Source organism: Humitalea rosea (genome assembly GCF_003253705.1).
Classification (GTDB): Bacteria; Pseudomonadota; Alphaproteobacteria; order Acetobacterales; family Acetobacteraceae; genus Humitalea; species Humitalea rosea.
Genome location: NZ_QKYU01000018.1, coordinates 61364 through 79882, shown reverse-complemented (window position 1 = coordinate 79882; position 18519 = coordinate 61364). Strand labels below are relative to the sequence as shown.

General features: G+C 70.2%; 18 protein-coding genes. 9 read left to right on the top strand and 9 right to left on the bottom strand.

Annotated elements, in window-relative coordinates; genetic code table 11:
• Window positions 1-138: 138 nt before the first annotated feature.
• From C8P66_RS15855 to rsmA, 6 genes are all read left to right on the top strand, one after another.
• Complete coding sequence (locus tag C8P66_RS15855; RefSeq protein WP_158537269.1) at window positions 139-714, top strand: trypsin-like peptidase domain-containing protein; 576 nt, start codon at window positions 139-141, stop codon at window positions 712-714.
• 14 nt (window positions 715-728) lie between these two features.
• The gene (lptF, locus tag C8P66_RS15850; RefSeq protein ID WP_111399254.1) at window positions 729-1913 is read left to right on the top strand and encodes an LPS export ABC transporter permease LptF; all 1185 of its coding nucleotides are present in this window, start codon (window positions 729-731) and stop codon (window positions 1911-1913) included.
• On the top strand, window positions 1910-3037 hold the full coding sequence (lptG, locus tag C8P66_RS15845) for an LPS export ABC transporter permease LptG (RefSeq protein WP_111399289.1): 1128 nt from the start codon (window positions 1910-1912) through the stop codon (window positions 3035-3037). Before lptF ends, lptG begins: the two co-directional genes overlap by 4 nt.
• Window positions 3038-3046: 9 nt before the next feature.
• Window positions 3047-5455: an LPS-assembly protein LptD gene (locus C8P66_RS15840; RefSeq protein WP_111399253.1), complete on the top strand. Its 2409-nt coding sequence runs from the start codon at window positions 3047-3049 to the stop codon at window positions 5453-5455.
• A gap of 142 nt (window positions 5456-5597) precedes the next feature.
• Window positions 5598-6854: a peptidylprolyl isomerase gene (locus C8P66_RS15835; RefSeq protein ID WP_158537268.1), complete on the top strand. Its 1257-nt coding sequence runs from the start codon at window positions 5598-5600 to the stop codon at window positions 6852-6854.
• On the top strand, window positions 6851-7684 hold the full coding sequence (rsmA, locus tag C8P66_RS15830) for a 16S rRNA (adenine(1518)-N(6)/adenine(1519)-N(6))-dimethyltransferase RsmA (protein WP_111399251.1): 834 nt from the start codon (window positions 6851-6853) through the stop codon (window positions 7682-7684). The genes C8P66_RS15835 and rsmA overlap by 4 nt, the downstream gene beginning before the upstream one ends.
• On the opposite strand, the gene C8P66_RS15825 is transcribed toward rsmA, so the two are convergent.
• Genes C8P66_RS15825 through C8P66_RS15815 form a run of 3 tightly spaced genes read right to left on the bottom strand, consistent with a single transcriptional unit; the run spans window position 7647 to window position 10091 of the window.
• On the bottom strand, window positions 7647-8570 hold the full coding sequence (locus tag C8P66_RS15825; RefSeq protein ID WP_111399250.1) for an AEC family transporter: 924 nt from the start codon (window positions 8568-8570) through the stop codon (window positions 7647-7649). The two genes, rsmA and C8P66_RS15825, sit on opposite strands and share 38 nt — an antisense overlap.
• A gap of 4 nt (window positions 8571-8574) precedes the next feature.
• Window positions 8575-9201: a guanylate kinase gene (gmk, locus tag C8P66_RS15820; protein ID WP_111399249.1), complete on the bottom strand. Its 627-nt coding sequence runs from the start codon at window positions 9199-9201 to the stop codon at window positions 8575-8577.
• Complete coding sequence (locus C8P66_RS15815) at window positions 9198-10091, bottom strand: YicC/YloC family endoribonuclease (protein ID WP_111399248.1); 894 nt, start codon at window positions 10089-10091, stop codon at window positions 9198-9200. The genes gmk and C8P66_RS15815 overlap by 4 nt, the downstream gene beginning before the upstream one ends.
• 38 nt (window positions 10092-10129) lie before the next feature.
• On the opposite strand from C8P66_RS15815, the gene C8P66_RS15810 reads away from it, so the two are divergent.
• Window positions 10130-10912 carry an SDR family NAD(P)-dependent oxidoreductase gene (locus tag C8P66_RS15810; RefSeq protein ID WP_111399247.1) on the top strand — a complete coding sequence of 261 codons (783 nt, stop codon included), beginning with the start codon at window positions 10130-10132 and terminating at the stop codon, window positions 10910-10912.
• A 115-nt stretch (window positions 10913-11027) separates the two neighbouring features.
• Window positions 11028-12632, top strand: a complete 1605-nt coding sequence (locus tag C8P66_RS15805) for a sensor domain-containing diguanylate cyclase (protein ID WP_158537267.1) — start codon at window positions 11028-11030, stop codon at window positions 12630-12632.
• 10 nt (window positions 12633-12642) lie between these two features.
• Here C8P66_RS15805 and mltG read toward each other — a convergent pair whose 3' ends face one another.
• From mltG to C8P66_RS15775, 6 genes are all read right to left on the bottom strand, one after another.
• Window positions 12643-13590, bottom strand: coding sequence for an endolytic transglycosylase MltG (gene mltG / locus C8P66_RS15800; protein WP_111399245.1), 948 nt, complete (start codon window positions 13588-13590; stop codon window positions 12643-12645).
• A 64-nt stretch (window positions 13591-13654) separates the two neighbouring features.
• Window positions 13655-14926: a beta-ketoacyl-ACP synthase II gene (gene fabF, locus C8P66_RS15795; protein WP_111399244.1), complete on the bottom strand. Its 1272-nt coding sequence runs from the start codon at window positions 14924-14926 to the stop codon at window positions 13655-13657.
• A gap of 56 nt (window positions 14927-14982) precedes the next feature.
• Window positions 14983-15219: an acyl carrier protein gene (locus tag C8P66_RS15790; protein WP_111399243.1), complete on the bottom strand. Its 237-nt coding sequence runs from the start codon at window positions 15217-15219 to the stop codon at window positions 14983-14985.
• 176 nt (window positions 15220-15395) lie between these two features.
• Window positions 15396-16133: a 3-oxoacyl-[acyl-carrier-protein] reductase gene (gene fabG, locus C8P66_RS15785; protein ID WP_111399288.1), complete on the bottom strand. Its 738-nt coding sequence runs from the start codon at window positions 16131-16133 to the stop codon at window positions 15396-15398.
• Between the two features lie 5 nt (window positions 16134-16138).
• The gene (gene fabD / locus C8P66_RS15780; protein ID WP_111399242.1) at window positions 16139-17101 is read right to left on the bottom strand and encodes an ACP S-malonyltransferase; all 963 of its coding nucleotides are present in this window, start codon (window positions 17099-17101) and stop codon (window positions 16139-16141) included.
• An 82-nt stretch (window positions 17102-17183) separates the two neighbouring features.
• Window positions 17184-17570 (bottom strand): winged helix-turn-helix transcriptional regulator, encoded by a 387-nt coding sequence (locus C8P66_RS15775; protein WP_245903579.1) that lies wholly within the window; start codon window positions 17568-17570, stop codon window positions 17184-17186.
• A gap of 116 nt (window positions 17571-17686) precedes the next feature.
• Between C8P66_RS15775 and C8P66_RS15770 the strand changes: the two genes are divergently transcribed.
• Entirely contained in the window at window positions 17687-18436 is a 750-nt protein-coding gene (locus tag C8P66_RS15770) for an SDR family oxidoreductase (protein WP_111399240.1), read from the top strand.
• Window positions 18437-18519 lie beyond the last annotated feature (83 nt).

Genomic DNA, 18519 nt, shown 5'->3' with positions numbered 1-18519 from the left:
CTGCTGCTGGCCCTGGCCCTGGCGGCGGGGCTGGCAGGCTGCGCCGCCCGGCCGCGCGAGAGCGCCGACGCCCGGATAGCCAGCGTCCTCGCCTTCGTCCACACCGGCCTCGCGCCCTGCGAGGCGACCGGGAGCGCCGTGCATCTGGGCAACGGCCTCTTCGTCACCGCCGCACATGTGGTGGATGGCGCGCCGGCGCTGCTGCGCGGCTGCCCGCCCAGCCTGCCGCGCAGCACCGTCACCTTCCAGGGCAGCACCCGCCTCGCCGAGCTGGTCGGCAGCGGCACAGCGGAGGTCGAGCCGGTGATCGGCCTGCGCTACCTCGGCGGCCGCGACCTCGGGCTGCTGCGGCTGCCGGGGGGCTCGGGCCCGGCGGCCCACCCCTGCGCCTTCAATGCGGCGGCGGGCGAGACCGTCATCGTCGCCTCCCCCTGGCGGGTGTTCCGCGCCCGGGTGCTGGGCACGATGCGGGAGGACCGCCAAGCCTTCGGCGGCTATGCCGAGATCGCCGCACGGCTGGAGCCGGGGGAATCGGGTGCCGGGGTATTCGATGCCGCCGAGGGCTGCCTGCTGGGCGTGGTCAGCCACCGGGATGACCCGACGCCGGACCGGACGCGGGTCGTGCTGGCCTCGGCCTTGCGGGCGTTTCTGGAGGAGGAGCACGCCTTGCTGCGCCGCCCCGCAAGCGGAGTCGCCGTCCCGCTCTGGCGCTGATAGAACCACCCGACATGAGCCGCGTCGATCGCTACATCTTCCGCCAATTGGGCATCGGCCTCATCGCCGTGACACTCGGCCTCGCGGCCCTGGTCTGGCTGACCCAATCCTTGCGCTTCATCGAGCTCGTGCTCGATCGCGGGCTGTCGCTCGGCGTCTTCGTGAAGCTGACCTCGCTGCTGCTGCCCAATTTCTTCTCGGTGATCCTGCCGATCACCACCTTCGTGGTGGTGCTGTTCACCTATGTCCGGCTGGCCAGCGACCGGGAGCTGGTGGTGATGCGGGGCACCGGCCTGTCGGATTGGCGCCTCGCCCGCCCGGCGCTGGCGCTTGCCACCCTCGCCACGGCGCTGTGCCTGTTCCTGCAGCTCTGGCTGGTGCCGATCAGCCATACCGCCTTCCGCGAATGGCAATTCGAGATCCGCAACCAGATGGCGGCGGTGCTGCTGCAGGAGGGGGTGTTTTCCACCATCGGGCCGGATCTGACCGTTTATGCCCGGCAGCGCGACGCCGATGGCACCCTGCGCGGGCTGATCATCCATGATGGCCGCGATGCCGGCGCCCCGGTGACGATCCTGGCCGAGGAGGGCCGCATCACCACCACCCCCCAGGGCCCCCGTGTCACGTTGCACAACGGCATCCGCCAGCAGGTGGAGCGCACCGCGCCGCCGCCCGGCAGCCCGCCTGGCACGCCGCAGGGCTATCGCCTCGGCAGCCTGACCTTCACCGAGAACAGCGTGGATCTGGCCCGCTCGCGCGCCGCCGACGAGGACCGCAGACGCGACAGCCGCGAGCGCTTCGTGGAAGAGTTGCTGAACCCGGACCCGGCCGAGCAACTGGCCGAACGCGACCTGCGGAAGTTCCGCGCCGAGGGCCACCAGCGCCTGTCCAATCCGCTGACCGCCCTCTCCTTCGCCATGGTCGGGCTGGCGGCAGCACTCGGTGGCGGCTTCCGCCGGCATGGCGGCGGCGGGACCATCCTCGTGGGCGTCGGTAGCGTGGTGGTGTTGCTGGCCTTCGGCCTCGCCGTCGGCAATCTGGCGGCGCGGGACAATGCCTGGATCCGGCTCGTATGGATCGTCGCGGTGGCGCCGGCGCTGGTCTCGGCCTGGGTGCTCTCCGGGGCGCCCGGTTGGCCGCGCGCGGTGCCGGCCCCGCCCGAGACCGCCCCCACCTCACCCGGGCTGCCTGCGGCATGATGGCGCTCACCCTCGGGTCCTATGTCGCCCGACGCTTCGCGGTGGCGGCGCTGGCGATGCTGGTGGCGCTGACCGGGCTCGTCGCCTTGTTCGACTTCATCGAATTGCTGCGCCGGGCGGCGACGCGGCCGGATGTGGGCTTCGCGCTGGTGGCCAGCATCGCCTCCATGCGGCTGCCCTTCGTCGCGATGCAGATCATGCCCTTCGCGCTGCTGCTGGGCGGGATGATCGCCTTCTGGCGCCTGACCCGTTCCTCCGAGCTGATTGTCGCCCGGGCGGCGGGGGTCTCGGCCTGGGGCTTCCTGATCGGCCCGCTCCTGGTCGCGGTGGCGCTTGGGGTGTTCGCGGTGACGGCACTCTCCCCCATCTCGGCCGCGCTGCTGGCGCGGGCGGAGCGGCTGGACAATGCCTATCTACGGGTGGGGGGCGGCGTTTCCTCCCTGGCCGCCGGGCGGCTGTGGCTGCGGCAGGCCGATCGCGGGCTGGAGTCGCACGGGGTCGCCATCCTTTCCGGCCGCCCCGTCGCCGAGACGGCGCGCACGCCGCGCCAGACCGCGGCCTTCCGCATGACCGACGTCACGGTCTGGCGCCTTTCGGCACTGGACCGGCCGCTTGAGCGGATCGAGGCGCCCGAGGCGCGGCTGGAATTCGGCAAATGGGTGCTCACCTCCGCGCTGGTGTTCGGCGCCGATCGCACGGCGCATCCGCAGCCGCGCGTTGAGTTCCCGACCGACCTCACGCCCGATCGTATCGAGGACAGCTTCGCCACCCCGGATACCCTCTCCTTCTGGGCGCTGCCCGATTTCATCACCGTGCTGGAGCAGGCCGGCTTCTCGGCCGTGCGGCACCGGCTGCAATACCAATCCCTGTTGTCCCTGCCGGTGCTGGCCGCGGCGATGGCGCTGCTGGCTGCCGGATTCTCGATGCGCCCGGCGCGGCGGGGCGGCGTCGCGCAGATGATCGCAGCCGGAGTCGCGGCCGGGTTTGCGCTGTTTGTGCTCGACCGCATCTCGGGCGAATTCGGCGAGGCCGGGACCCTGCCGGTCATCCTGGCCGCCTGGGCGCCGGCGGTGGCGGGGCTGATGTTGGCCCTGGCCCTTCTGCTTCACCTCGAAGACGGCTAGGCGGAACCTATGGCGCCCCCATTCCAACCGAAGTGGCGCGGCGATTCGGCGCCCCAGCGCCTGCCGTGCTTCGCCTCCCGCCACCCGGTTCAGCTACGGCACCGGATATCGCTGCTGGGTGCCTGCGCGGTGGTGGCGATCAGCCTCTCGCCGGGTGTGCGGCTGACGGCGCAGCCGGTGCCGCTTATCCCCGAGAACACGGCCGCCCCGGCGGCCTCAACCCCGGCAGCTCCGGCTCCGACCTTGGCCCCGGCTCCAACCTCGGCCCCGGCCCCGGCCCCGGCCCCGGCCCCGCCCCCGGCTGGCGGCGTCGCCGGCGCGCAGCGCAACGGCCCCGTCACCTTCACCGCCGATGCGGTGGAGTTCGACCAGACGAGCAATGTCGTCACCGCCACCGGCTCGGTCGAGGCCTGGCAAGGCGACCGCATCCTGCGCGCCGACCGCTTCACCTATGACCGCAACTCCGGCGTGGCGACCGCGACCGGCAATGTCCAGCTGCTCCAGGCCGATGGCCAGGTGCTCTTCGCCGAGCGCGCGGAGTTGCAGGGCGGGCTGCGCGATGGTGTGATCGAGGACATCAGCGGCTATCTGCTGCAGAACGGCCGCATCGTGGCCAATGGCGCGCGGCGCAGCGACGAGGGGCGCATCCTCGACCTGTCGCGGATCGTCTATTCGGCCTGCAACCTCTGCGCCACCGATCCGACCGCCCCACTCGCCTGGCAATTGCAGGCCCGTACCGCGACCCGCGACCTGAACGACCTGCGGATGCGCTACAGCGACGCGAGCCTGCTGATGGCCGGGGTGCCGGTCTTCTACACGCCCTACTTGTCGCATCCGGACCCCTCGGTGCCGCGCCAGTCGGGCTTCCTGTCGCCGACGCTGGGCTCCACCACGCTGCTCGGCGCCTTCGTCGAAACGCCGTATTACTGGGCGATCGACGGGCAGTCCGACCTGACCCTCTCGCCGCTGCTCTCGGTGCAGCAGGATCCGAACCTGGGGTTGGAATACCGCCACCGGTTCAATGCCGGCACGCTGGAAGCCTCGGGCAGCCTCGGCAACCAGAACGGCACCGATAGCGACGGACAGACGGGGTTCGCCGGCCACATCTTCTCCAAGGGCCGCTTCTCCTACGACGAGATCTGGCGCTACGGCTTCGACCTGAACCGCGCGAGTTCGGACCAGTATCTGCGGACCTATCGCTACGGCAGCCGCCAGACCCTGACCAGCACCGCCTTCACCGAGGGGTTCTGGGGCACCGAGGCCTATGCCCGCATCGAGGGCCGCGCCTACCAGGGCCTGCGTTCCGTCGATGACGTCGCGCAGATCCCCGTCGTCCTGCCCAACGTCTATTATGAGCAGGTCCAGCCGGTTGATTCCTGGGGCGGTCGGCTGAGCTACGATGCCGGCGGCTATGCGGTGTTCCGCGATCAGGGCACCAGCGCCCGGCGCGTCGCCTCCCGCCTGTCCTATGAGGTGCCGACCTTCGGCTCCTATGGCGAGCAGGTGACCTACCGCTTGCAGGGCGACGGCATCGGCTATTCCGCGGAACGGCTGGATCTGGCGCCGAATTATTATGCCGGGGCTGACGATTCGAGCGGCGTGACCGGCAATGCCCGCGGCGCGATCGACTGGCGCCTGCCGATGGTGCGCTCGGCCGGCGAGTATGGCCGCCAGTTGATCGAGCCCCGGGTGCAGCTCGTCTCCGGCCCCGCCCAGGGCGCGCAGCGCAAGATCAGCAACGAGGACAGCCTCGACTTCGAATTTACCGACACCAACCTCTTCGACCTGAACCGCTTCGGCGGCCGCGACCGCCAGGAAGGCGGCAACCGCGTCGATGCCGCCTTCCGCAGCGCCTGGTATTTCCCCAATGGCGGCCAGCTCGAAGGGTTGATCGGGCGCAGCTTCCGCGATCGGACCGACGAGGTTTTCGCGGCGGGCTCGGGGCTGGAAGGCCGCTCCTCGGACTATGTGGCGCGCACGCGGCTGCAGCCGGTCCCTTGGCTCGACCTGCTGGCCCGGGCGCGACTGGACAAGGACACATTCGAGAGCCGCGCGACCGAGGTCGGCGCCTCCGTCTCCTTCGGGACTACCACCGTATATGGCGGCTATCTTTTCGCGCCCCCGAACCCCCTGATCCTGCCGGTGCAGGAACGCTCGGAAGTCTCGGCCGGGGTCTCCGGCCGGGTGTCGGAGAACTGGCGGGCGAATGTCTTCGGCCGATATGACCTGAAGGAGGACCGTGGTGTCTCCTACGGCGTCAGCGCGACCTATGAGGACGAGTGCCTGATCCTCGACGCGCGCTTCGTCCGGTCCTTTGCCGAGAGCGCAACCACAGGCACCGCCGAAGCCGGCAACACCCTGCTGTTGTTCCGGATTGGGCTGAAGACCGTTGGCGATTTCGGCTTCCGCGCGATGTGACCAAATTTCTGAAAAATATATCGCCCGTTACCTTCTTCACCCCGAAACGGCATCCATGCTGGCCCTGTGGCGGCGCCTGTGCGAGAGAGCCGTTTGCGGGATGGAGCCAACCGGACAAGAGATGATGATGCGTCTTCCTCGAGTGCTGCAGACCCTGTCGTTGGTGGCGGTGCTGCTCGGCGCCGGCCCGGCGACGGCCCAGACCAACCGCATCCTGGCGGTCGTCAATGGCGATGTGGTGACGCAGTCGGACGTCACCTCCCGCGCCCGCCTCTTCGCGCTGAATGCCGGCGCCGGGGTCGGGCCGCAGATGGTCGAGCGCCTCGCCGCCCCCATCCTGCGGCTGCTGGTGGATGAGCGGCTGCGCGCCCAGGAGGTCCAGCGCCGCCGCGTCTCCATCACCGATGCCGATGTCGCCGAATCCATCGCGGATATCGAGCGGCGCAACTCCCTCCCGCCCGGCGGGCTGGTCCGCCAGCTCCGCGGCGCCGGTGTGGAACCGCGCACGCTGTATGAGCAGATCCGCGTGCAGATCGGCTGGGCCCGGCTGGTCCGCGCCATGGGCGGCCCCCAGACCAACCCCGGTGAGACCGAGATCGCCGAATTCATGGCCGCCCGCCGCGCCCGCAGCGGCCAGCCCGAATTCCTGGCCAGCGAGATCTTCGTGCCGGTCGATGACCCGGACGAGGAGGAGGCGGTGAAGCGCTTCGTCGCCGATGTCGTCGCCCAACTCCGCGGGGGCGTGCCCTTCCCCGTCGCCGCCACCCAGTTCAGTCAGAGCCAGACGGCGCTGGCCGGCGGCGACCTGGGCTGGGTCAGCGCCGAGGAGGTCGATCCCGATGTCGCCGATGTGCTCGGGCGCATGCCGCCGGGCGCGATTGCCAACCCGATCCGGGTTGCGGGCGGCTTCCAGATCATCGCCCTGCGGCAGCGTCGCATCTCCGGCGTCCAGAACGCCACCATCCTGTCGATCCGCCAGGCCTTCCTGCCCTTCGTGGGCGCGCTGGATCCGCAGAACCCGACCCAGCAGCAGCGCGACACGGTCGAACGCGCGGCGCGCATCGGCGGCGGCTGCCAGGGCGTCGAGGCCGCGGCCCGCAGCGGCTCGCGCCCGGCCGACCCGGGCCCGATCACGTTGGAGAACCTGCCCCCGGCGCTGCGCACCATCGTTGCCTCGATGCAGCCGGGCCGCGTGAGCCAGCCGCTGATCACCCCCGATGGCGTGCTCATCATCGCGGTCTGCGAGCGCACGACGCGCAACCTCGCCGAGATGACGCCCGATGCCGCCCGTGGGATGATCGTCCGCGAGCGGCTTGAGAATGTCTCCCGCCAGCAGCTGCGCGAGGCCCGTCGCCGCGCCCAGATCGAGATGCGGACCGCCTCGGCCGACCGCGGGTGAGCGAGGCGACGGCGGCCGCGGCGGCAGCCCTCGCCCCGCGCAAATCCCTCGGCCAGCACTTCCTGCTGGATGAGGCGATCTGCCGCCGTATCGCCGCCCAGGCCGGCGATCTGGCCGGGCGGCAGGTGCTGGAGGTCGGCCCCGGCCCCGGCGGGCTGACCCGGGCGCTGCTCGGCACCCCGGCCGCCACCGTCACCGCCATCGAATTCGACAGCCGCGCCGTGGCCGTCCTGGAGCCTCTGGTCGCCGAAGCCGCCGGACGGTTGCGCGTGGTCGAGGCGGATGCGCTGTCGCTGGACCTCGCGACCCTGGTGCCGGAACCGCGCCAGATCATCGCCAACCTGCCCTACAACATCGCCTCGCCGCTGCTGGTGGGCTGGATGCGGCAGGCTGCGGCCTTCGAGCGCCTGACCCTGATGTTCCAGCAGGAGGTCGCCGAACGCATCGCCGCGGCGCCGAATACCGAGGCCTATGGCCGGCTGTCGGTGCTGTGCCAATGGCGCTGCGAGGTGCGGCTCGCGATGAGCCTGCCGCCCGGCGCGTTTCGCCCACCGCCGAAGGTGTGGTCGGCCGTGGTGGTGCTGGAGCCCCACGCCGAGGACCCCGCGCCCACGCTGTTCCGCGCCATGGAGCGCACGACGGCCGCCGCCTTCGGCCAGCGGCGCAAGATGCTGCGCGGATCGCTCAAGAGCCTCGGCGACGCCGAGGGGCTGTTGGCGGCCGCCGGGATCGATGGCTCGCGACGCGCGGAAACGCTGACGGTGGCGGAATTCGCGACCCTTGCGGGCCTCGTCAGCGACCGAACCAGGTCACCAGCGCCCCAAGCGTGAGCACGCTGATCGCTGTGCCGACCAGCACCGCAGCCCCGCTGCGATCGGCCCCCACCGAATAGCGCTGCGCCAGCAGGAAGGCATTGGCCCCGGTCGGCAGCGCCGCCGCCGTCACCGCGACCGCGGTCTCCAGCGCCGGCAGGCGCAGCAGCGCGCAGGCCAGCCAGACCAGCACCGGCAAGGCCAGCAGCTTCAGCACCACGGTCGCCACCAGCGAACCCACGGCGCCGCGCACCGAAAAGCCGAGCAGCGAGCCGCCGAGGCAGAACAGCGCCACCGGCGGTGCGGCCCCGCCCAGCAATTCCAGCGTGCGGCGGACGAAGCCCGGCACCGGCAGTTCCAGCGTGGACCAGACCAGCGCCGCCATCACCGCCATCACGATCGGATTGCGCAGCACGCCCTTCACGGTCGCCAGCAGCACCTTGTGCCAGTGCGCGCCCGCATTCTGGCCGATCTCGGCCACCACCGTCGCGGTGCCCAGCAGCACCATCGAATGCAGCGCGAGGATGGTCAGCAGGATGGACAGCCCCGCCTCGCCATAGGCCGCCCGGATCAGCGGGATGCCCATCATCACGGTGTTGCCGAAGGTGATGTTCAGCGCCAGCACCCCGGCCGGCCCGAGGGCCATCCGCCCCAGCTTCACCCCGCCCCAGAGCACCGCCGCATACAGCACCATGGTGCCGAGGAAGAAGGCCAACGCCGCGCCCCCGCCCGCCGAATGCCCCGAGGTGCCGCCCGCGAAGAGCAGCGCCGGCGCAGCCAGGCTGAAGGTGAAGAGGTTGAGCCCGCGGAACTGCTCCGCCGAGACGATCCGCCGCGCCCCCGCCAGATAGCCGAGGCCGATCATGATGAAGACCGGGGCCACGACCTCCAGCATCATCTGCATGGGGTTAGTACTCCCGTTGCAGCATGGCCGCGGCATGGGCGGCGAGGCCGGGCTGGCGGTGCCGGGCCGAGCGCGCCGCATGGAGCACGCAGCGAACCGCCTCGACCGTCGCCTCGAAGCTGTCGTTCAGCAGCAGGTGGTCGAATTCCGCCCAATGCGCGATCTCGTCATGGGCCGAGGCCATGCGGCGCTCGATTTCGGCCGGGCCATCCTGGGCGCGGGTTTCCAGGCGGCGACGCAGTTCGGTGAGCGACGGCGGCAGCAGGAAGACGCCCACGACATCCTGCGGCAGCGCCAGCCGCAATTGCTGATGCCCCTGCCAGTCGATGTCGAACAGCACGTCACGCCCCGCCGCCAGCGCGGCCTCGACCGGCGCGCGCGGGGTGCCGTAGTGGCGGCCGAAGACCTCGGCGTGTTCCAGCATCGCCCCGGCCGCAGCCAAGGCCGCGAACTCGGGCAGGCTGCGGAAGTAGTAATGGACCCCCTCCACCTCCCCCGGCCGGGGGGCGCGGGTGGTGGCCGACACGGACAGGGACAGTTCCGGCTCGCGCGCCAGCAGGGCCCGGCCGACGCTGGATTTCCCGGTGCCAGAGGGGGCCGAGAGCACCAGGCAGACGCCGCGCCGGGTCATTCGAGGTTGGCCGATTGCTCGCGCAACCGCTCGATCGCGGCCTTGAGGTCCAGCGCGACGCGGGTCAGCGCGAGGCTTTGCGACTTGGAGGAGGTGGTATTCGCCTCACGCCCGAATTCCTGGGTCAGGAAGTCCAGCTTGCGGCCGCTGGGCGCGCCCGATGCGAGCAACGCCCGGGCCGCATCGACATGCGCGGCAAGGCGGTCCAACTCCTCCCGCACATCGGCTTTTTGGGCCAGCAGGGCGATTTCGGTGGCCAGGCGCTCTTCAGAGACGCGGCGGTCGCCGTCCAGCAGCTCGGCCACCGCAGCCCGCAGGCGCTGGGTGATCGCGCTGGGCTGCCGCGCGGCCTCGGTGGCGGCGGCATCGCGCAGCTCGGCAATCTCATCCAGCAGCCCGCCGAGGATCCCGGCCAGGGCCACGCCCTCGGAATGGCGGGCGGCGACCAGCCCATCCAGCGCCGCCTCGAAGCCCGCGGCCAAGGCGGTAGAGGCGGCGGCATCGGCGACGGGGTCGGCCTCGGCCTCGCGGCCGCGGAACACGCCAGGTAGCGCCAGCAGCGCCTCGGCGCGGGGCGGCGGGGCGTTGGGGATGCGGGCGGCCAGCGCCAGCGCCTCGGCCAGCACGGCATCCAGCACCGCGGGGTCCAGCGTGGGGCGCATGGCCCGCGCCTCGCGCTGCAGGGTCAGCGTCGCCTGGATATTCCCGCGCGAGAAGCGGCGGCCGGCCAAGTCCCGCAGCGGCAGTTCCAGCGCCTCCTGCCCCGGCGGCAGGCGCAGCCGCAGGTCGAGCCCGCGGCCATTGACGCTGCGAAGTTCCCAGACGAACACCGTGCCATCGGGCAGGCTTCCCTGGGTGCGGGAAAATCCGGTCATGGAAGAGAGCGCCATGCTGGCCTTCTCCCCTGCCCGGCGCGGAAGGACAAGGCATGCGGCAGTGGACCAGCATTGCGATCACGGGGGCCTCCTCCGGCCTCGGCGCCGCCATCGCATGCGCGGCGGCGGCACCGGGGGTGGTGCTGCACCTGGCCGGGCGCGATGCGGGGCGGCTCACGGCGGTCGCGGCGGTCGCGGCGGAGTGTGGGGCGGCCGAGGTGAGGATTCAGCTGCTCGACGTCACCAATGCCGCAGCCTGCGCCGCCTGGATCGCGGGGATGGGCCGGATCGACCTGCTGATCGCCAATGCCGGCATCAGCGCGGGCGCCGGCGACGGGGTGGAGAGTGCGGCCCAGGTGCGGGCGATTTTCGCCACCAACCTCGACGGTGTGCTGAATGTGGCGCTGCCGGCGCTCGCGGCGATGCGGGCACAGGCGCCGGGGCGGGATGGCACCCGGGGGCGAGTGGCAGTGATGGCCTCGATCGCGGCCTTTGTGGCGGCGCCGGGCGCTGCCTCCTATTGCGCCAGCAAATCGGCGGTGCAGCGCTGGGCGGAGGCGACGGATGCGACCGAGCGGCATTTCGGGGTGCGGCTTTCGGCGGTCTGCCCAGGCTATGTGCGGACCCCGATGACGGCGGGCAATGCCTTTCCGATGCCCTGGCTGATGTCGCCCGCAGCCGCCGCGAAGCGCGTGCTCGACGGGCTGGCGGCAGGGCGGCTGCGGGTGGTGTTTCCACGCCGGCTGTATGTGCTGGCACGGCTGTTTGGGGCGTTGCCGCCCGGGCTCCGGCACCGGCTCATGGCACGCATGCCGGCAAAATCGGCGCAAATGTGAACACATGAGGATCAAGACTGAAGAAAATTTTTGCCTATACTGAATGATGCTTTTACGCGACTCCCCACGGTTCCTTCGGATCGGCTCTGTCTTTGGGGTGCTGATGCTATTGGCGATGGCACCGCTTATGCTGCTGATCTGGGACGTCGCCGATGCGGGGCGCCGTGATCATGAACGGGAGATCTCCGCCCGGCTGATCCAGATCGCCCGATTCGGTGTGGCCATGCATGAGGAGGCGCTGGTCACCGCCGCCTCGACGCTGTTCCTGATCGGCGACGCGCCGTTCGACTGGGTCGCGGACCCTGAGGAATGCGCCGCACGCACGCGAACGATCGCTGCAGCCAGCCCAGTCCTCGCGAGCTTTGGCGTCATCGGGCCTTGGGGCGACATCATCTGCCTTTCGACCGATTTTTCCCCTGGCATCAACCTGTCGGATCGCCCCTATGTCCGTCAGGCGCTGAGCCGTGACGGGCTCGCCGTCGGATCGGCCATCGTCTCGCGCATTACCGGGCGCGTGCTCATCCCGGTCGCACAGCGGATCACAAGCACCGTCCTGCCGGACGGGCCGCGCCGTCCCAGCGTGATCCTCGGCTCGCTCGACCTGCTCGCGCTGGCGCGGTCGCTGGTCACCTCCGCCAACCTTGGCACCCTATCGGCGGATGTGTCCGTCGACATCCTCGATCCGAACGGCACCCTTTTGGCCCAGTGGCCGCAGGTGGGCCGTGCCATGCCGACCCAAAGCCCCTTCACGCAGGCTCTGCTTTCGGCTCCCGAGGGCCATACCGAGCGCTTGGCCAGCGATGGCAGCCGGCGCATGGCCGGCTTCGCGCATGACCACACCCGCGGGCTGGTCTTCGCGGCCTCGGTCGATCGCAGCCTGGTGCTGGCCACGGCCCATCAACGCTTCATACTTGCCCTGGGGCTGGCGGCGCTGGCCGCTCTGGCCGGTCTGGGCCTCGCCTTCCTCGTCGCGCGCAGCCTGATCCTGCGCCCGGTGCGGATCCTGGCCGATGCCGCTCATGCGGTGCGGCAAGGCCAGCCGCTGCCCAGCCGAACGAACAAACGCCTGCCCGGAGAGCTGGAGGAGCTGCGCCTCGCCTTCATGGCCATGACCAGCCAGATCGCCCTGCGCGAGGCGCGACTGGAGGAAGCCAATGATGAGCTGGCCGTCGCCAACAGCTCGCTGCAAGGCCTGACCCGCACCGATCCGTTGACCGGCCTCGCCAACCGCCGCGGCTTCGACGAGGCGCTGGCCTCCGCCTGGGTCTGGGGCCAGGCTCAGGACCTGCCCGTGGCGATGCTGATGGTGGATCTGGACCACTTCAAATTGTTCAACGACCGCTACGGCCACCCCGCCGGGGACGCCTGCCTGCAGATGATCGCCACGGTCCTCACCGATGTGCAGCAGCGCACCACGGACCTGCCGGCACGCCTTGGCGGCGAGGAATTCGCCGTGCTGCTGCCGGGGACGGATGGCTGGGGGGCGGCGGTGGTCGCCGAGCGCCTGCTGACCCTGGTGCGGGCCGAGGCCATGCCGCATCTGGACAATCCGGGCGGCATCGTCACCCTCAGCATCGGCGTGGCGACGCTGGTGCCACAGCCGGGGCTGCCGATGGAGGAGTTGGTCGCCGCCGCCGATGCGGCGCTCTACGCCGCCAAGCGGGGCGGCCGGAACCGGATGCACGGCACGCAGCCTCCGACGCGCGACCGGGTGTCCTGACCCGAGGCCGTTACGGGGTGAGCGCCCGCCATTTCGCGACGTTGCGGTTGTGCTCCTCCAGCGTCCGGGCAAAGACGTGCCCGCCCCGACCATCGGCGACGAAATAGAGGAAGTCATTGGCTTCCGGCCGGGTCACCGCCACCAGCGCATCCCGCCCCGGGGACGCGATCGGGCCAGGGGGCAGGCCGCGGATGCGATAGGTGTTGAACGGGTGATCGCGGTCCAGATCCGCCCGGCTGATCGGCCGGTCGAGCGGACCGGCGGCGGCGGCATAGGCGACCGTCGGGTCCGATTGCAGCGCCATGCCCCGGCGCAGCCGGTTGATGAAGACGCCGGCGACGCGGGCACGCTCATCGGCCCGGCCGGTCTCCCGCTCCACGATGCTGGCCAGGACCAGCGCCTCTCGCGGGGAGGCGAGCGGCAGGTTTTGCGCGCGCGCGGCCCAGGTCTCGGCCAAGGCGGCATCCATCGCCGCATCGGCGCGGGTCACGATCGAGGCGCGGGTGTCGCCCCATTCGAAGGTGTAGGTTTCCGGCAGCAAGGCGCCCTCGGCGAAGGCGGGCACATCCCCCACCAGCCCCTCGGCCTCTTCCAGCATGGGGATGATCTGGCGGATCGCGAGCCCCTCGGGGATCGTCAGGCGGCGCTGCACCGGGCGGGCATGGCGCAGGATGCCCAGAACCTCGACGATCGAACTGCGGGCCGGCAGCGCGAATTCGGCGGCGCGCAGATGGCCCTCATCCCGCGTGATCCAGGCGGCGGCCGCGAAAACCCGGCCATCCGAGACCACGCCGCGCTCAGCCAGCATGGCCCCGATCGCCGTCGCCCCGCCGCGCGGAATGACGATCTGGATCGGCGCTGCCAGGGGGCCGGGGGCGCGAATGGCCTCGCGGCCCCACCAAGCGGCGCCCGCCCCGGCCAGAAGGAGCAGGGTGAGGAGACTCAGGAAAAATCGCATCGGCATCCGGTGAAGTATGCGCCGTGACCGGCGGTTGCACCGAAGGCGGTGATTTTTTCCGGCGTCAGGCTGCTCGGCAAAAAATCACGCTGGCATTGGTGCCACCGAAGCCGAAGGAATTGGACAGCACCACATCGATGGGCCGTTCCTGCGCATGCAGGGCGACGCGGTCGATGGCGCTTTCGCGTGAGGGCTTTTCCAGGTTCAGCGTCGGCGGTGCCACCCGGTCGCGAATGGCGAGGATGCTGAACACCGCCTCCACCGCGCCCGCGGCGCCGAGCAGATGCCCGATGGCCGATTTGGTCGAGGACATGGCGACGTTGCGTGCCTCGTCGCCGAACAGTCGCTCCACCGCTTCCAGTTCCAGATCGTCGCCGAGCGGGGTGCTGGTGCCGTGGGCATTCACGTACTGGATGTCGGAGGGCTGCATCCGCGCGTCTTCCAGCGCCGCGCGCATGGCGCGGAAGGCGCCCTCATGCCCATCGGCCGGCGCGGTGATGTGGTAGGCGTCGCCGGACATGCCGTAGCCGATGACCTCGGCGTAGATATGCGCGCCGCGGGCCTTGGCGTGCTCAAGTTCTTCCAGGACCAGAACCCCGGCGCCCTCCCCCATGACGAAGCCGTCGCGGCCCTCGTCCCAGGGGCGGCTGCCCTTGGTGGGATCGTCGTTATAGGCGGTCGACAGCGCGCGGGCGGCACAGAAGCCGGCCATGCCGATCTCGGCCACCGCCGCCTCGGTCCCGCCGGCGACCATGACGTCGGCGTCATTGACCGCGATCAGCCGCGCGGCATCGCCGATCGCATGCACGCCGGTGGCGCAGGCGGTGACGACGCTGTGGTTCGGGCCCTTGAAGCCATAGCGGATCGAGACGTGGCCGGAAGCCAGGTTGATCAACGCCGAGGGAATGAAGAAGGGCGAGATGCGCCGCTGCTTGCCCTGGCTGATGAGGATCGAGGCCTCGAAGATCGTCGGCAAGCCGCCGATCCCGCTGCCGATCATCACGCCGGTACGGCAGCGCGATTCCTCGTCTTCCGGCATCCAGCCGCTGTCCTCGACCGCTTCCGTCGCCGCCACCAGAGCGAGCTGAATGAAGCGGTCCATCTTCTTCTGGTCTTTGGTGGGGATCCACTCGTTCAGGTCGAGGCCGCCGTCGGCCTTGGTGCCGTTCGGCACCTGGCCCGCGATCTTCGCCGCGAGGTTGGTGGTATCGAAGGACTGAATCGCCCCGATGCCGCTTTCCCCCGCGAGCATGCGCTTCCAGACATGCGGCACGCCGAGCCCGAGCGGGCAGGCGATTCCCATGCCCGTCACAACAACACGGCGTGGCGCCGTCATCCGACCGAACAAGCTCTATACCCTCCCGGCGACCTGATCCGGCGTTCCGCCGAAGCTCAGGCCTTTGCCTTCTCGATGAAATCGATCGCGTCCTTGACGGTCGTGATCTTCTCGGCGGCGTCGTCCGGAATTTCGATCGCGAAGGCTTCCTCGAAAGCCATCACCAGCTCAACGGTATCGAGGCTGTCGGCGCCCAGATCGTCGATGAAGGAGGCATCCGTGGTGACCTTGGACTCTTCGACGCCGAGGTGCTCGACGACGATCTTCTTCACCTTTTCGGCCGTATCGCTCATGTGAGGTCCTGCTGTCCCTGTCTGTGGGCGGGGTTCATCCCCCGCCGGAATCCTGTCCGACCGGCGGACCGGTCGCGTATCATGAAAGCCCGATATCATGAAATCTGCGGGGCGCGTAGCGGTCACGGCGCCTCGCGGCAAGGGGGCGCATGACACAGGCGCCCGAAACCTGCCCCTCAGATCATCGCCATGCCACCATTTACATGGATCGTTGCGCCGGTGACCCACCCTGCCTGCGGCGAGGCGAGATAGACCACCGCCGCCGCGATATCTTCCGGCTGTCCCATCCGGCCCAGGGGAATCCGGCCCATCAGCCCCGCCTTCTGGGTATCGTTCAGCACATCGGTCATCGCCGTCGCCACGAATCCGGGTGCCACCACGTTCACGGTGACGCCGCGCGGGGCGACTTCCTGGGCCAGGGCCTTGCTCATGCCGATCAGCCCGGCCTTGGCCGCGGCATAGTTCGCCTGCCCCGCATTGCCGGTGACGCCGACGATGCTGGCAATGGAGATGATGCGCCCGCTGCGGCGCTTCATCATGCCGCGCAGGCTGGCGCGGGCGAGGCGGAAAGGGGCGGTCAGATCGACCTCCAGCACATCCGCCCAATCCTTGTCGCCCATCCGCAGGGCCAGACCGTCCCGCGTCATGCCGGCGTTGTTCACCAGGATGTCGCAGGCGCCGAGTTCGGCCTCCATGCGCTCGATCAGCGCCGCCGGGGCCTCGGGATCGGTGAGGTCGGCAGGCAGCACGAAGGCGCCCTCTCCCAGTTCGGCGGCCAGGGCGGCGAGTTCGGACTCGCGCCGGCCGGTAAGCGCGACGCGCGCCCCTTGGGCGTGCAGCGCGCGGGCGATCGCGGCGCCGATGCCGCCGGTGGCCCCGGTGACCAGGGCCGCTTTGCCATCCAGGCGGAACAGGGCGGTCATGTGAGGCTCCTCAACACGGCTTCGATATCGGCGGGGGTGCCGCAGGCCATGGCCTGGGCCTCGGGCGCGTTGCGCTTGGCAAGCCCGGTCAGCACCCGGCCGGTGCCGATCTCGATGAAGCGGTCGCAGCCCATGGCGACCATGGCGGCGACACTCTCCCGCCAGCGCACGGTCGCGGTGACCTGGCGGACCAGCAGGTCACGGATCTCGGCCGGCTCGATCGCCTTGGCGGCGGTCACATTGGCGACCACCGGCACGAGGGGAGCCAGGATGGTGGCCTCGCCCAGTGCCTGGCGCATCACATCGGCGGCGGGCGCCATCAAAGCGCAGTGGAAGGGGGCGGAGACGGGCAGGATCATCGCCCGCTTCACGCCATCGGCCTTGGCGATTTCGACGGCGCGCTCGACCGCGGTGCGATGCCCGCTGATCACGACCTGCCCGCCGCCATTGTCATTGGCGGCCTCCACCACCTCAAGCTGCTCGGTCTCCGGGTCGCGGGCCGCGCGTTCGCAGATCGCCATCGCCTGCGCCATCTCCACGCCCAGCAGCGCCGCCATGGCGCCGACGCCAGGGGCCACCGCGTTCTGCATCGCATCGCCGCGCATACGGAGCAGCCGTGCGGCGGTCGCCAGATCGAAGGCCCCAGCCGCGCAAAGGGCGGCGTATTCGCCGAGCGAATGCCCCGCGACCAGCGCCACGCGGTCGGCAAGGCGGAAACCGCCCTCGGATTCCAGCACCCGCAGCACCGCCAGGGAATGCGCCATCAACGCCGGCTGGGCATTGGCGGTGAGCGTCAGCTCTTCCGGCGGCCCCTCGAACATCAGCCGGGAGAGGTGCTGCTTCAGCGTCTCATCCACCGCGCCAAAGACTTCGCGGGCGATGGGAAAGGCAGCGGCGAGGTCGCGGCCCATGCCGGGGGCCTGACTGCCCTGACCGGGGAAAACAAAGGCGATTGCCATGGGGGTGCAGCGCTTCTTCTGGCTATGCGGTGGGGGCCGCGCCTAACGGCGGGGGGGCCTGCTGTCAATGCGAAGCGGGGATTCAGCCCTTGCCGGCGGCCGCATCGAAGGCGCGGCGGGACTGCTCGATCCGCTCCAGATTCTCGCCCGCCCAGATCCAGACGCCGCAAAATGCGGTGCCCAGGCTGAGGCCAAGCTCGGTCAGGCGGTATTCAACCTTGGGCGGGATGACCGGATGGATGGTCCTGATCACCAGCCCGTCCCGCTCCATCTGGCGCAGGGTCTGGGTCAGCATCTTCTGGCTGATACCCCCCGCAAGCTGGCCAAGCCGGGTGAAGCGCAGCTCGCCATGCTCGGCCAGCACATCCAAGACGATCATGGTCCATTTATCGGCAACCCGGCCGATCAACTCGTTCACCAGCGCCTCGACCTTAGGATCGAGTTCGGGCTGCTCCAGACCGAGAGGCATCCGCTCACTCTCCATTGGGTAAGTATAGCACTTTTAGGTGCCTACTTTCTGATAGAAACCATGACTTCTATATCAACGCCGCACGCAGTTCCACGTAGTTTTCCAAGGCGCGACCCATGCAGATCACAGGCAACACCATCCTCATCACCGGCGGCGGCTCCGGCATCGGCCGCGCCATCGCCGAGGCCCTCCATGCCGCGGGCAACCAGGTCATCATCGCCGGCCGCCGCCGGCAGGCACTGGAGGCGACGGCCGCGGCCAGCCCCGGCATGGCCTTCGCCGTGCTCGACATCGAGGACCCCGAGGCCATCAAGGCCTTCGCCGCGGCGGTGGTGCAGGACCACCCCGGGCTAAACGTCCTCATCAACAATGCCGGCATCATGCGGTCGGAGAATCTGCTGGCCGAGGCGGTGGACCTCGCCGACGCCGAGGCGACGATCACTACCAATTTGCTCGGTCCGATCCGCCTGACCGCCGCGCTGCTGCCGCATCTGCGAGGCAAAGCCGCGGCCGCGGTCATAAACGTCACCTCCGGCCTCGCCTTCGTGCCGCTGGCGGCGACGCCGACCTACGGCGCCACCAAGGCGGCCATGCATTCCTATAGCGAGGCGCTGCGCCACCAACTGCGCGGGACCTCGGTGCAGGTGATCGAATGGGCCCCGCCGCTGGTCGCCACCGACCTGACCCCTGGGCAGGCGGCGAACCCGCAGGCGCTGCCGCTCGCGGATTTCATCCGCGAGAGCATGGGCCTGCTGCGCGACACCCCCGCCGCCACCGAAATCCTGGTCGAGCGGGTCAAGGTGCTGCGCAATGCCGAGGCGGAAGGCCGCTACGCGGCGGTGTTCGGCGCGCTCAATCCGGCGTAGCGTCAGGCTTTCCGATGCGCTGGGCGGGGGCTGGCCCACAAAGCCCCTTCCCTGTCGCCGTTAAATATGGTCTACGCCGGCGC

Excerpts from the sequence above, each read along its gene's own strand:
- C8P66_RS15825 (WP_111399250.1), bottom strand. The coding sequence starts at position 8,570 with ATGCAGATGATGCTGGAGGTCGTGGCCCCGGTCTTCATCATGATCGGC.
- C8P66_RS15775 (WP_245903579.1), bottom strand. The coding sequence starts at position 17,570 with ATGCCTCTCGGTCTGGAGCAGCCCGAACTCGATCCTAAGGTCGAGGCG.
- C8P66_RS15815 (WP_111399248.1), bottom strand. The coding sequence starts at position 10,091 with ATGGCGCTCTCTTCCATGACCGGATTTTCCCGCACCCAGGGAAGCCTG.
- lptF (WP_111399254.1), top strand. The coding sequence starts at position 729 with ATGAGCCGCGTCGATCGCTACATCTTCCGCCAATTGGGCATCGGCCTC.
- gmk (WP_111399249.1), bottom strand. The coding sequence starts at position 9,201 with ATGACCCGGCGCGGCGTCTGCCTGGTGCTCTCGGCCCCCTCTGGCACC.
- C8P66_RS15810 (WP_111399247.1), top strand. The coding sequence starts at position 10,130 with ATGCGGCAGTGGACCAGCATTGCGATCACGGGGGCCTCCTCCGGCCTC.
- fabD (WP_111399242.1), bottom strand. The coding sequence starts at position 17,101 with ATGGCAATCGCCTTTGTTTTCCCCGGTCAGGGCAGTCAGGCCCCCGGC.
- C8P66_RS15790 (WP_111399243.1), bottom strand. The coding sequence starts at position 15,219 with ATGAGCGATACGGCCGAAAAGGTGAAGAAGATCGTCGTCGAGCACCTC.
- fabF (WP_111399244.1), bottom strand. The coding sequence starts at position 14,926 with ATGACGGCGCCACGCCGTGTTGTTGTGACGGGCATGGGAATCGCCTGC.
- C8P66_RS15805 (WP_158537267.1), top strand. The coding sequence starts at position 11,028 with ATGGCACCGCTTATGCTGCTGATCTGGGACGTCGCCGATGCGGGGCGC.
- mltG (WP_111399245.1), bottom strand. The coding sequence starts at position 13,590 with ATGCGATTTTTCCTGAGTCTCCTCACCCTGCTCCTTCTGGCCGGGGCG.
- lptG (WP_111399289.1), top strand. The coding sequence starts at position 1,910 with ATGATGGCGCTCACCCTCGGGTCCTATGTCGCCCGACGCTTCGCGGTG.
- C8P66_RS15840 (WP_111399253.1), top strand. The coding sequence starts at position 3,047 with ATGGCGCCCCCATTCCAACCGAAGTGGCGCGGCGATTCGGCGCCCCAG.
- C8P66_RS15770 (WP_111399240.1), top strand. The coding sequence starts at position 17,687 with ATGCAGATCACAGGCAACACCATCCTCATCACCGGCGGCGGCTCCGGC.